This is a genomic window from Streptomyces sp. NBC_00989, from assembly GCF_045162655.1.
Lineage (GTDB): Bacteria > Actinomycetota > Actinomycetes > Streptomycetales > Streptomycetaceae > Streptomyces.
The window spans coordinates 8,234,174-8,246,488 of record NZ_CP108728.1 but is presented as its reverse complement, the minus strand read 5'-3'; the positions used below and the strand labels follow the sequence as shown (position 1 = coordinate 8,246,488).

The 12,315-nt window shown below is 70.1% G+C and carries 13 protein-coding genes; 6 read left to right on the top strand and 7 right to left on the bottom strand.

Features of this window, described 5'->3' with window-relative positions:
- Positions 1-75: 75 nt before the first annotated feature.
- Positions 76-2,055, top strand: a complete 1,980-nt coding sequence (locus tag OG714_RS36865; RefSeq protein ID WP_406127617.1) for a hypothetical protein — start codon at positions 76-78, stop codon at positions 2,053-2,055.
- Between the two features lie 101 nt (positions 2,056-2,156).
- On the opposite strand, the gene OG714_RS36860 is transcribed toward OG714_RS36865, so the two are convergent.
- Complete coding sequence (locus OG714_RS36860) at positions 2,157-2,513, bottom strand: iron-sulfur cluster assembly accessory protein (protein WP_019065032.1); 357 nt, start codon at positions 2,511-2,513, stop codon at positions 2,157-2,159.
- 287 nt (positions 2,514-2,800) lie between these two features.
- Between OG714_RS36860 and nadA the strand changes: the two genes are divergently transcribed.
- Positions 2,801-3,985 (top strand): quinolinate synthase NadA, encoded by a 1,185-nt coding sequence (gene nadA / locus OG714_RS36855; protein WP_406127616.1) that lies wholly within the window; start codon positions 2,801-2,803, stop codon positions 3,983-3,985.
- Between the two features lie 10 nt (positions 3,986-3,995).
- Here the strand turns inward: nadA and OG714_RS36850 are convergent, their stop codons facing one another.
- From OG714_RS36850 to OG714_RS36835, 4 genes are all read right to left on the bottom strand, one after another.
- Positions 3,996-4,682 (bottom strand): response regulator transcription factor, encoded by a 687-nt coding sequence (locus OG714_RS36850; RefSeq protein WP_366493961.1) that lies wholly within the window; start codon positions 4,680-4,682, stop codon positions 3,996-3,998.
- On the bottom strand, positions 4,679-5,899 hold the full coding sequence (locus OG714_RS36845; RefSeq protein ID WP_406127614.1) for a sensor histidine kinase: 1,221 nt from the start codon (positions 5,897-5,899) through the stop codon (positions 4,679-4,681). The genes OG714_RS36850 and OG714_RS36845 overlap by 4 nt, the downstream gene beginning before the upstream one ends.
- Positions 5,900-6,214: 315 nt before the next feature.
- Positions 6,215-6,493: a hypothetical protein gene (locus tag OG714_RS36840; protein WP_406127613.1), complete on the bottom strand. Its 279-nt coding sequence runs from the start codon at positions 6,491-6,493 to the stop codon at positions 6,215-6,217.
- Positions 6,494-6,515: 22 nt separating this feature from the next.
- On the bottom strand, positions 6,516-7,319 hold the full coding sequence (locus tag OG714_RS36835) for a PspA/IM30 family protein (RefSeq protein ID WP_327404664.1): 804 nt from the start codon (positions 7,317-7,319) through the stop codon (positions 6,516-6,518).
- Positions 7,320-7,644: 325 nt separating this feature from the next.
- Between OG714_RS36835 and OG714_RS36830 the strand changes: the two genes are divergently transcribed.
- From OG714_RS36830 to OG714_RS36820, 3 genes are all read left to right on the top strand, one after another.
- Complete coding sequence (locus OG714_RS36830) at positions 7,645-8,199, top strand: DUF3043 domain-containing protein (protein WP_406132081.1); 555 nt, start codon at positions 7,645-7,647, stop codon at positions 8,197-8,199.
- 83 nt (positions 8,200-8,282) lie between these two features.
- On the top strand, positions 8,283-8,984 hold the full coding sequence (locus OG714_RS36825; protein ID WP_406127612.1) for a class I SAM-dependent methyltransferase: 702 nt from the start codon (positions 8,283-8,285) through the stop codon (positions 8,982-8,984).
- Between the two features lie 79 nt (positions 8,985-9,063).
- Positions 9,064-10,164 carry a S1C family serine protease gene (locus OG714_RS36820; RefSeq protein ID WP_406127610.1) on the top strand — a complete coding sequence of 367 codons (1,101 nt, stop codon included), beginning with the start codon at positions 9,064-9,066 and terminating at the stop codon, positions 10,162-10,164.
- An 80-nt stretch (positions 10,165-10,244) separates the two neighbouring features.
- Here OG714_RS36820 and OG714_RS36815 read toward each other — a convergent pair whose 3' ends face one another.
- Positions 10,245-10,457, bottom strand: a complete 213-nt coding sequence (locus OG714_RS36815; protein WP_033284163.1) for a hypothetical protein — start codon at positions 10,455-10,457, stop codon at positions 10,245-10,247.
- 204 nt (positions 10,458-10,661) lie between these two features.
- Between OG714_RS36815 and OG714_RS36810 the strand changes: the two genes are divergently transcribed.
- Positions 10,662-11,864: a bifunctional adenosylcobinamide kinase/adenosylcobinamide-phosphate guanylyltransferase gene (locus tag OG714_RS36810; RefSeq protein WP_406127608.1), complete on the top strand. Its 1,203-nt coding sequence runs from the start codon at positions 10,662-10,664 to the stop codon at positions 11,862-11,864.
- On the opposite strand, the gene OG714_RS36805 is transcribed toward OG714_RS36810, so the two are convergent.
- Entirely contained in the window at positions 11,861-12,313 is a 453-nt protein-coding gene (locus OG714_RS36805; protein ID WP_406127606.1) for a type II toxin-antitoxin system Phd/YefM family antitoxin, read from the bottom strand. The genes OG714_RS36810 and OG714_RS36805 overlap by 4 nt on opposite strands.
- Between the last annotated feature and the right edge of the window lie 2 nt (positions 12,314-12,315).

Here is a 12,315-nt window from a genome sequence, read left to right as displayed (position 1 = left end):
CGACCCTTCCGACTGCCTCTTTGACAGGGCCGGGTCAGGGTCAAGGGACAGTTGCGCAGCCGAAGGAGCGATGCGGTGAACACCGAGCGACCCGACAACGACGACACGACCGGCACTTCCGGTCACGTGCGGGGCGTGGGGGACGCCGCGAAGGGCTCTGCGGAGGGGCCCGAGACCGCCGGCACCGGTACTGGTACCGGCGGGGAACCGGCTGGTTCCAAGGCGTCCGGTGCCGAGGCCGGTCACGGTCGGCCGGACGAGACGGGGTCCACGGCATCCGACGTAGAAGCCGACCGATCCGACATAGAAGCCGGCCGATCCGATGCGGAAGCCGGCCGCCCGGAAGGCGGCGACCCGCCGGAGTCCGACGCGGAAGCCGAGCCGCCGGTGTCTGACGCCGAAGCCGGTCGGCCGGAGGAGACCCGCCTCGTGGCATCCGACGACGCCGACACGGACCGGCCGGAGGCCACCGGCCCCACGCCCCCCGAGTCGGACCGAACTGAAGTCACCGACCCCACGCCCCCCGAGGCCGCCCACCCGGAGCAGTCCGCCTCCACCACCGACACCGAGCTGTCGCTGCACGAACACTCCCCCGAAAACGACGACAGGCGCCCGGCGCGGCCCCGTTCGCCCCTCGTCATCGCCTCCGTCGCCGCCGCCGTACTGCTCGTCGGAGGTGGCGGGGCGTATCTCGCGTCGTCCTCTTCCACTTCTGGTGGTGCGGGGGAAGGGACGGGATCCGCGGCGTCCGGTGCCGATGGGACTCCGCCGCCGCTCGCGCTCGACGGGTACTCCTCGGGCGGTACGAGCGGGATCGCGTCCGGGGAGCCGAATCCGTACGGGCAGACCTACCGGGCCGCGAGGAGTCTGCCCGGTGGGCCGGAGTCCGCGGCTGTCTACGCGCCGCAGGGTGAGGTCACCAAGGACGCGGTGAGCCGGCTCGCGAAGGCGCTCGGTGTCGAGGGGACGCCGGTCGCCGAGGGGCAGGTCTGGAAGATCGGCGGACAGGACGGTACCGGGCCGAGTCTGCAGGTGAACAAGGCGGCGCCGGGCATGTGGACGTTCAACCGCTACGCACCCGGTACCGACGCCTGCACCGGCGGCACCCTCAAGTGCACGCACGATCCCGGCACTTCGGCCACCGACCCGGTGAGCGTGGCCGTGGCGGAGAAGGCCGCCGCCCCGGTCCTGAAGGCCGTGGGCCAGGACGACGCGAAGGTCGACGCGAGCCAACTCATGGGCGCGCAGCGGGTAGTCAACGCCGAGCCCGTCTTCGGGGGGCTGCCCACCCATGGGTGGACGACCGGGCTGACCATCAGCGCTCAGGGTGAAGTGGTCGGCGGGAGCGGTGAGTTGGCGGCGCCGGTGAAGGGTGACGTCTATCCCGTGCTGAGCGCGCGGAAGACGCTGGACCTGATGAACGCGGCGCCGAGGACCGACCACCGCATGGGCATCGGCGGCTGTGCCAGCCCCGTACCGCTGAAGGACCGGCTGGAGGCGCCCTGCGGGTCGTCGACCGCCACGTCCGCCACGGCTACGCCCACACAGGCGTCGACCGTCGTCGAGCACGCGGTGTTCGGGCTTGCCGTGCACTCCGTGGACGGGAAGCAGACGCTGGTGCCGTCCTGGCTGTTCGAGGCGCGGGAGCCGAGCGGGCAGGACACCTTCACGGTGACGTATCCGGCGATCGACCCGAAGTACCTGGCCTCGGCCGACACGCCCACGCCTACGGCGAGTTCGACCTCCACCGCGGCACCGCACGACGTCAAGGCGGACGGTTACACGACCGACGGGAAGAGCCTCACCGTGGCCTTCACCGGCGGGGTGTGCGCCGACTACAAGGCGTCGGCCGTGGAGAGTTCGGACAAGGTGACGGTCACGGTGACCGACACGCCCTGGCCGGACAAGGTCTGCATCATGATCGCCAAGATCTACCACCAGACCGTGCAGTTGAAGGCTCCGGTCGGTGACCGGGAGGTCGTGGGGCCGGACGGTACGAAGATCCCCGTGGAGACGAAGGTGGAGGTCGGCTCGGGACCCTCACTGGCCCGCTAACGACGACCGCGCGGGCGGCGGAAAAGCCCGAAGGCGGCGGCCCTGTCGGAGGGGGCCGCCGCCTTCGCTCTGCTCAATCGCCCAACGGGGCACAAGCGCGTTTAGCTGAACGAGTCGCCACAGGCGCAGGAGCCCGTCGCGTTCGGGTTGTCGATCGTGAAGCCCTGCTTCTCGATGGTGTCGACGAAGTCGATGGAGGCGCCGCCCAGGTACGGGGCGCTCATGCGGTCGGTGACGACCTTGACACCGCCGAAGTCCTTGACGACATCACCGTCGAGGGAGCGCTCGTCGAAGAAGAGCTGGTAACGCAGGCCGGAGCAGCCACCGGGCTGGACGGCGACACGCAGGGCCAGATCCTCACGGCCTTCCTGGTCGAGCAGGGCCTTGACCTTCGCCGCGGCGGCGTCGGACAGAAGGATGCCGTCGGTGACGGTGCTGGTCTCGTCCGATACGGACATCTACATCTCTCCCGGGTTGTACGGAGACTGCTTGCCGACGGTTTCAACCGCCGGGGCCGTGGATTCATTCCGGACCATGTCCGGTGTCTTTCCCTAGGCTCCTCTCTCCATGCTCGCACACGCCCGCAAGCTCCCTCGCCGTGTGCGTACCGGGATTGATGTCACATCGACGCTATGGGCATCGTCAAACTGACGTGAAGCAGTTATGATAGATAACGTCAATTCGACGAAAAGGGGTGTCCTCCCAACAGGGCAGCCCAGCCCGCAGAACAGAAAGGGTGTGTGTCGTGACCACCGCCCAGACCCAGGAGCTCGACGTTCAGCCGACGCCCCTCGCCCTGCTGCTGCTCGGCCGTGAGGCCGACCCGAGGAGCGAGCGCGGCGTCGAGTGCCCCGGCGACCTGCCCTCGCCGTCCGACCCGGACCTGGTCGAGCGGGCCCGCGCGGCCAAGGAGAAACTCGGCGACAAGGTCTTCGTGCTCGGCCACCATTACCAGCGCGACGAGGTCATCCAGTTCGCCGACGTCACGGGCGACTCCTTCAAGCTGGCCCGGGACGCGGCCGCGCGCCCGGAGGCCGAGTACATCGTGTTCTGCGGTGTGCACTTCATGGCGGAGTCCGCGGACATCCTGACCGGCGACGACCAGAAGGTCGTACTCCCCGATCTCGCGGCCGGCTGCTCGATGGCCGACATGGCCACCGCCGAGCAGGTCGCCGAGTGCTGGGACGTGCTGACCGAGGCCGGCATAGCCGAGCAGGTCGTGCCCGTGTCGTACATGAACTCGTCCGCCGACATCAAGGCGTTCACGGGCAAGCACGGCGGCACGATCTGCACGTCGTCCAATGCCGAGAGGGCTCTTGAGTGGGCCTTCGAGCAGGGCGAGAAGGTGCTGTTCCTCCCCGACCAGCACCTGGGCCGCAACACCGCCGTGCGGGACATGGGGATGACGCTAGAGGACTGCGTCCTCTACAACCCGCACAAGCCCAACGGGGGCCTCACCGTTGAGCAGTTGAGGGCCGCGAAGATGATCCTGTGGCGCGGCCACTGCTCGGTGCACGGCCGCTTCTCGCTCGAATCGGTCGAGGACGTACGGGCCCGTATCCCCGGCGTCAACGTCCTCGTGCACCCCGAGTGCAAGCACGAGGTCGTGAGCGCGGCGGACTACGTCGGGTCGACCGAGTACATCATCAAGGCACTTGAGGCGGCCCCGGCCGGTTCCAAGTGGGCCATCGGCACCGAGCTGAATCTCGTACGCCGGCTCGCGAACCGTTTCGCCCCCGAGGGCAAGGAGATCGTCTTCCTCGACAAGACGGTCTGCTTCTGCTCGACCATGAACCGCATCGACCTCCCCCACCTGGTCTGGACCCTGGAGTCCCTCGCCGAGGGCAACCTGGTCAACCGCATCGAGGTGGACAAGGAGACGGAGGCGTTCGCCAAGCTGGCGCTGGAGCGGATGCTGGCGCTGCCGTAGGCCTGCCGGGTCATTCCACCCGGGGCCGGACCAGGCCCGACTCGTAGGCGATGACGACGAGTTGGGCCCGGTCGCGGGCGCCGAGTTTGGACATGGCGCGGTTGACGTGGGTCTTCACCGTCAGGGGGCTTACCTCCAGGCGTTCGGCGATCTCGTCGTTCGAGAGGCCGCCGGCGACCTGCACGAGGACCTCGCGTTCGCGCACGGTGAGGGCGTCGAGGCGTTCGGCGCGGGCGGGGTCGCGGTCGTCGTCCAGGTCGCCGCCCTGGGCCAGGAACCGGGCGATCAGGCCCTTGGTCGCCACGGGCGACAACAGGGCCTCTCCGGCCGCAGCGACCCTGATCGCGCTGAGGAGTTCCTCCGGTTCCGAGCCCTTGCCGAGGAAGCCGGACGCGCCCGCGCGCAGGGACTGGACCACGTAGTCGTCGACCTCGAAGGTCGTCAGTATGACCACGCGGACGTGGGCCAGGGACGGGTCCGCGCTGATCATGCGGGTCGCGGCGAGGCCGTCCGTGCCGGGCATCCGAATGTCCATCAGCACGACGTCGGCCCGCTCCTCCTTCGCCAGCCGTACGGCCTGTGCGCCGTCCGAGGCCTCTCCTACGACCTCCATGTCGGGCTCCGAGTCGACGAGTACGCGGAAGGCGCTGCGCAGCAGGGCCTGGTCGTCGGCGAGCAGGACACGGATCGTCGTCATACGGGGTCCCCCGAGGCACGTGGGCGGGTCTTGACCGGCAGGATCGCATGGACGCGGAAGCCGCCTCCGTACCGGGGACCGGTGGTGAGGGTGCCGCGCAGGGCGGTGACGCGCTCGCGCATGCCGAGCAGGCCGTGGCCGCCGCCGGAGTCGGGGTCGTGGTCCTCGCCGGAGCCGTTGTCGAGGACGGTGACCTCCACGTTCGGGCCCACGCGTACGACACTCACCTCGGCCTTCGCCTCCGTACCGGCGTGTTTCTGCACGTTGGTGAGGGCTTCCTGGATGACGCGGTAGGCGGCGAGGTCGACGGCGGCGGGGAGGGTGGTGCCGTTGTCCGCGCGGGCGACCTCGACCTGGAGGCCGGCGCTGCGGAAAGTGCCGGCGAGTTCTTCCAGGCGGTCCAGGCCCGGGGCCGGTTCGGTGGGGGCCTCGGGGTCGCCGGACTGCCGCAACAGGCCGACGGTGGCGCGGAGTTCGTTGAGCGCGGAGCGGCTGGCCTCGCGTACGTGCGCGAGGGCCTCCTTGGCCTGGTCGGGGCGCTTGTCCATGACGTGCGCGGCGACGCCGGCCTGCACGTTGACCAGGGCGATGTGGTGCGCGACCACGTCGTGCAGGTCGCGGGCGATCCGCAGCCGTTCCTCGGCGACCCGGCGGCGGGCCTCCTCCTCGCGGGTGCGTTCGGCCCGTTCGGCGCGCTCGCGTATGGCGTGCACGAACTCCTTGCGGCTGCGTACGGCGTCGCCGGCGGCGGCCGCCATGCCGGTCCAGGCGAAGATGCCGAGGTTCTCCTGGGCGTACCACGGGAGGGGGCCGCCGAGCATCGCGGCGCCGGTCAGCACGGTCATCGTGAGCAGGGCGACGCGCCAGGTCGTCGAGCGGTCGGTGGTGACGGCGACGGTGAACAGGGCGACCACGGCGGACATCGCGACCGGGGCGCGGGGGTCGCTGGTGACGCTCTCGATGAGGGAGGCGGTGGCGGTGACGGCGAGCACCATCATGGGGGCGCGGCGGCGTTTGACCAGCGCGGCGGCACCGACCGCCATCAGGATCAGGCTGAGGGGGGCGGGGGTGCGGAGGCCCCAGCTCACGCCGTTGTCCCCATGCGGGTCCACGAAGGATCCGGCGACCATACAGACGAGCACCGCGGCGGCGAGGGCCGCGTCCAGGGCGGAGGGGTGCGCGTTCGCCTGGCAGCGGGCGCGGTCCAGGGTGCTCATTCTGGCAACGGTACGGGGTCCATGCCGGGGGCGGAACGGGGGTCAGCTGTACGTTCCGTGTGCCTGTTGCCGGTGTCGGTGTGGGCGTGGCTGGGGGCTGCGCCCCCAGACCCCCGCCATCGGCCTGGACGGCCTCGTCCTCAAACGCCGGACAGGCTGGATGTGCGGGCCTGTGCCGAAAGGTGCCGGACGGCTTCGCCTCGTCCTCGGACGGCGGACCGGCTGGATCGTGCCGGCCCGCGCTGAAAAGGAGTCCGCCCTTCCGTACACACCGGACGGGCTGACAGTTGACCCCCGTCTGGAAGAAGCCGCCCTCTACCCCGGGATCAAACCGTCGTCACTCAGCAGTTCCCGGACCTCCTCCAGGGTCGCGTCCGGGGACGGGAGGATCAGTTCGGATGGTTCCAGGGAATCGTCCGGCAAGGGATCGCCCAGTTCTCGGACCTTCGCCAGGAGGGCCTGGAGGGTTTGGCGGAAGGCTGGGCCGTCGCCGTTCTGGACCTCTGTCAGGAGTACGTCGTCCAACTTGTTCAGCTCGGTGAGGTGGCTGTCGGCCAGCCTCACCTGCCCCTCCCCCATGATCCGTACGATCATGTCGCCCTCCTCAGGCGTGGGCCTACTGCTTGTCGAAACGCGGGGTGTCCTGCGGTTGCGACGACGACTGCGACTGGGACTGGTCCTTGCCGCCTTCGATCGCCTGCTGTGAGGCGGACGAACCGCCGGCCAGCTCCGCCTTCATACGCTGGAGTTCCAGCTCTACATCCGTACCACCGGACAGGCGTTCCAGCTCGGCCTGGATGTCGTCCTTGGCCATGCCGGTCGGGTCGTCCAGGGCGCCGGAGGCGAGGAGCTCGTCGATCGCGCCGGCGCGGGCCTGGAGCTGCTGGGTCTTGTCCTCGGCACGCTGGATGGCAAGCCCGACATCGCCCATCTCCTCGGAGATGCCGCTGAACGCCTCCCCGATCCGGGTCTGTGCCTGGGCCGCCGTGTACGTGGCCTTGATGGTCTCCTTCTTCGTACGGAAGGCGTCCACCTTGGCCTGGAGGCGCTGGGCCGCGAGGGTGAGCTTCTCCTCCTCGCCCTGGAGAGTCGTGTGCTGCGTCTCCAGGTCCGTCACCTGCTGCTGGAGCGCGGCGCGGCGCGAGAGCGCCTCGCGGGCCAGGTCCTCACGGCCCAGCGCGAGCGCCTTGCGGCCCTGGTCCTCCAGCTTCGAGGACTGCGACTGCAGCTGGTTGAGCTGGAGCTCCAGACGCTTGCGGGAGGTGGCGACGTCGGCCACTCCCCGGCGCACCTTCTGAAGCAGCTCCAGCTGCTTCTGGTACGAGTAATCGAGGGTTTCGCGCGGGTCCTCGGCCCGGTCAAGGGCCTTGTTCGCCTTCGCGCGGAAGATCATCCCCATACGCTTCATGACACCGCTCATGGGCTTCGCGCGCCCCCTTCTGACGGACTCCAGCTCCAGCGACTGCAACAGAACCCACAGTACGGGCCCTGCATCCATTACCGCACTGTTCGGGGACGGATGCGCTCATCCCCAAGGACGACTGTCCGCGGTCCTGATCCAGCCTGAGGAGTAGGTGTTCCCCTGGCAGGACCCGTCCACGGCGTCCTTCTCTGTCCCCCTACAGACGAGCGGTGTTGCCGGATCGTTCCCCACAGGGCTGGGGTCCAACCCCATTCACCCCTTACCCTTGGGTTTTGTGTTCCGTAGCCGCGCCAAGGAAGAGAAGGCAGCGCCCACCGACAAGGTGTCGCTGACCGACTCCACGATGCCCCGAGACCCTCAGGCCCCGAAGGGTCGGCCCACGCCCAAGCGCAGTGAGTCCCAGACTCAGCGCCGCAGCGTCGCCAACACCTCGATGACGCGCAAGGACGCCTCCAAGCGTCAGCGCGACGAGCGGCGCGCGGCGATGGAGAAGCAGCGCCAGGCGCTCTCCGGCCGTGGCAACGAGCGGGATCTCCCCCTCCGTGACAGGGGTCCGATCCGCAAGTTCGGGCGTGACTACATCGACTCGCGCATCAACATCGCCGAGTTCTTCCTGCCGCTGGCCGTGGTGATCCTCGTGCTCAGCGTGGTGCAGATGCCCGCGCTGCAGAACATCGCGCTGCTGCTGTGGCTCGTGGTGATCGTGCTGATCGTGGTCGACTCCTTCTGGAGCGTGTTCCGGCTGCGCAAGCTGCTCGCCGAGCGCTTCCCGGGCCAGGACACGAAGGGCACCGTCTGGTACGCCCTCATGCGCTCCCTCCAGATGCGTCGACTCCGGCTGCCGAAGCCGCAGGTCAAGCGCGGAGAGCGGCCCTGAGCACGGATTCCTTCTCCGGGGGCGCGGCGGATGCCTGGCTGAGCGGGCTGGGCGGACTGCGGAACGTCGTACGACAGGAGCTGGTGGCCCGGCAGCTCGACGAGCAGATAGCCGGCCGGTATCCGGTCGGACAGCGGCTGCGGGTGCTCGACGTCGGGATGGGTCAGGGCACGCAGGCGCTGCGGCTGGCCCGGGCCGGGCATCAGGTGACCGGGCTTGAGCAGGAACCGAAGATGGTCGCCACGGCCCGCGAGGCGCTCTCCGGTGAGCCCGAGGGCATCCGGGAGCGGGTGCGGATCATCGAGGGTGACGGCCGGGACACGGGCGTGCACTTCCTGCCGGGCAGTTTCGACGTCGTGCTCTGTCACGGCGTACTGATGTACGTGTCCGAGCCCGATCCGCTGCTCGCGGGACTTGCGCGGATGCTGGCGCCGGGCGGGCTGCTGTCGCTGCTCGTGCGGAACGCCGACGCGCTGGCGATGCGGCCCGGGTTGTCCTGGGACTGGGCGGGCGCGCTGGGTTCGTTCGACTCGTCCGCGTACCGCAACCGGATCGGCGTCGACGCGCGGGCGGACCGGCTGGCCACCCTGACGGCGACGCTGGCGGGGATCGGGGCGCCGTTGCAGTCCTGGTACGGCGTGCGGGTCTTCACCGACACGGCTCCGGAAGGGGCCGAGATCCCGGCGGACGTCGAGCCGCTGCTGGCCGCCGAGGAGCGGGCCGGGCGGACGGATCCGTACCGGGCGGTGGCCGCGCTGCTGCATCTGTGCGGCGTGCGGGGCTGAGCGCGCGCCCCTTCCCCTAGGGGGCCCGTTCGGGTCAGCAGTACAAGCCGGATATTCACCCCAAAGAGACACTCGGCGTATGGATTCCTCCCATACCCGCACTCATACCCGTGCCCTGCGGCCGGTCGCTCTCCTCACCGGTCTCGCCTGTTCGCTCGCGCTGATCTCCGGGTGTTCAGGCACCGGGTCCTCGTCGGCCTCCTCGAAGAAGGACGGCTCGACCACGCAGGCCGCCGAGGCCGCCGTGCCGATGTCGAGCGACGATCTGCAGAGCGACTACCTGAAGGTGATCAAGGAGGTCCTGCCGTCGGTCGTGCAGATCCAGGCCAGCAGTGATCTGGGGTCGGGGGTCGTGTACGACGACCAGGGGCACATCGTCACCAACGCGCACGTCGTCGGGGACGAGAAGACCTTCAAGGTGACCACCGCGAACAGCGAGGACGTGCTCACCGCCAAGCTCGTCTACTCGTATCCCGACCAGGACCTGGCCGTCGTCAAGCTGGACAAGGTGCCGGACGGGCTGAAGGCGGCGACCTTCGCGGACTCCGCCAAGGTCGAGGTGGGGCAGATCGTCCTCGCCATGGGCTCGCCGCTCGGACTGTCGTCCAGCGTGACGCAGGGCATCGTGTCGGCGACCGGACGGACCGTCAGCGAGGGCAGTACCGGGGGCGGCACGGGCGCGACCATCGCCAACATGGTGCAGACCTCGGCCGCGATCAACCCCGGCAACAGCGGGGGCGCGCTGGTGAATCTGGACGGGCAGGTCATCGGCATCCCGACCCTCGCCGCGACCGACCCGAACCTCGGGGGTGGTGCCGCGCCCGGTATCGGGTTCGCGATCCCGTCCTCGATGGTCAAGACGGTCGCCGACCAGATCGTCAAGGACGGCAAGGTCACCGACTCGGGGCGGGCGGCCCTCGGCATCACCGGACGTACGGTCGTCGACGACAGTTACCAAGCCGCAGGGGTCGCCGTGGTCGAGGTGAAGGACGGCGGGGCCGCCGACAAGGCCGGTATCCAGGCGGGCGACATCATCACGAGGCTCGGTGACACGGGTATCACCACGATCACCTCGCTGTCGGAGGCGCTGGCGTCCGACAGGCCGGGGCAGAGGACGACGGTGACGTACTCGCGGAACGGGGCGTCGAAGAAGGTCGATGTGACGCTGGGCGAGCAGTAGTCCGGTTCGGTTCGGTTCGGGAACGAGGTGGGGCGGCCGGTGTTTCTCCGGCCGCCCCCACCTCTTTGGCCTACGACGGGCTACGCGTCCTCGGCGTGCAGGCTCATCGGACCGTAGATCTGTGTGCCGTCCTCGAAGAGGAACACCTGGTCCGCGCCGCCCGCGACGAGTTCTTTCCAGATCTCGCCGAGCCAGGACTCAGCGTCGCCCTGTGTGGTGAACTCCTCCGGCGTGACCGCGGGTTCGACCTCGGTCCCGTCGGACTTCTCGAACCGCCAGATCCATGCCGCCATGTACGCCTCCCGAGACTTAGCGTATGCAGACCAGCAGCGTATGCGCTCCGCCGGGTTAGTTGTGATCATGTTGCGGAAGTTTGTCGTCTGCGGGCCGGTGGGGGCTGGTTGCGCCCCGCGGCGGAGCCGCAAATGTCACAGCCCCGCGCCCCTTAGGGGGTCTCGGCCGCGCGTGTCCATCAGCGACCGGTGAAAATCGAACCTGTGGAACTCACTCTGCTCGGTACCGGTGCCCCCGCTGGACTCCCGCGGCCCGACTGTCCCTGTGCGGCCTGTGCCGTTTCGCTCGGGGTGGATGCCCGGGCGGCCACTGCCGTGCTCGTGGACGGGACGCTGCTGCTTGATCTGACGCCGGGGGCTGCCTTCGCCGCTGCGCGGGCCGGGCATTCGCTCGGTGGCGTACGGCAGGTGTTGCTGTCGCATCCGCATGACGGGCCGGCGGTGGAGGTGCCGGCGGGACTGCCGCAGCCGGGGCGGGTGCCGGACGGGCGGGAGCTGGCGTTGTTGACGGGGCATCGGGTGCGGGCGGTGGCGATGGACGCGCCCGGTACCGGGTACGCCGTCACCGGGCCCGACGGGCAGCGGGTGCTGTATCTGCCGCCGGGGGGCGCGCCGGCCGGGCTTGAGGAGGGGGCCGTTCCGTCGTACGACATGGTGCTCGCCGATGTCGTGGGGCGGCCGGACGCTCTGGCCAAGTTGCGGGCGGTGGGGGCGATGGGGCCCGCGACCGATGTCATCGCCGTCCATCTCGATCACGATGTGGCGCCGGGGGCCGAGTTGGCGCGGCGGCTGGCGGCTGTGGGGGCGCGGGCCGTGCCGGACGGGACGACGTTGACCGTGGGGGTGTACGAGGACGTGCCCGATGTGCCGCGGCGGACGCTGGTGCTGGGCGGGGCGCGGTCCGGGAAGTCGGTCGAGGCGGAGCGGCGGCTGGAGGCCTTTCCCGATGTGCTGTACGTCGCCACCGGCGGCTCGCGCAACGGGGACACCGAGTGGGCCACCCGGGTCTCCGCGCACCGGGAGCGGCGGCCGGGGTCGTGGCGTACGGCGGAGACGTGCGACCTGGTGCCGTTGCTGGCCGAGGACGGGCCGCCGTTGCTCATCGACTGTCTGTCGCTGTGGCTGACGGACGCCATGGACTCCGCGGGGGCGTGGGACGACACGGAGTGGGGGGACGGCGGGGAGAAGCAACTCCGGGAGCGAGTAAGGGAGTTGACGGCCGCCGTGCGTGCCACCCGGCGGACCCTGGTCACCGTGTCCAACGAGGTGGGCTCGGGGATCGTGCCGGCGACCGCGTCCGGACGCCGGTACCGGGACGAGCTCGGGCGGCTGAACGCCGCGATCGCCGGTGAGTGCGAGCACGTGTTGCTGGTGGTCGCCGGGCAGGCGCTGACGTTGCGCGGCTAGGGCCTGTCCCGCTCGTCGGTCGGTGGCTGTCGGGCGAGGAACTCGGCGAACGCCGCCGCCTGCTTCGGGCTCATGTACACCTGGCGCCCGTTGCGCGCCCACAGCTCCAGCCAGGCGAGTTCGCCCGCGGACCGCAGCTCGGCCACGACCGCGCGACCCCGCGTGAACGTCATGCGCACCCCGTCCGCGTGCACGTACCGGACGTACGGGCCCTGCCGCGCCGGTCCCGGCGGTGGCTCCGGCGCGGCGTCCGGACGGGGCATGTCGGCGCCGTAGGCCTTCGCTCCTCGCTGCGCCCAGTGCTCCAGCTCGGCCAGTTCGGCGGCCGGGAGGAGTACGCCCGCCGGCTCGCCGTCCACGGTGACGCTCACGCGTTCGCCGGTCTCCTCGACCAGGGCGACGGCTCGCTCCAAGTCCTCGGCGCTGTTTGTCGGTTCCACGCTCCCCATGG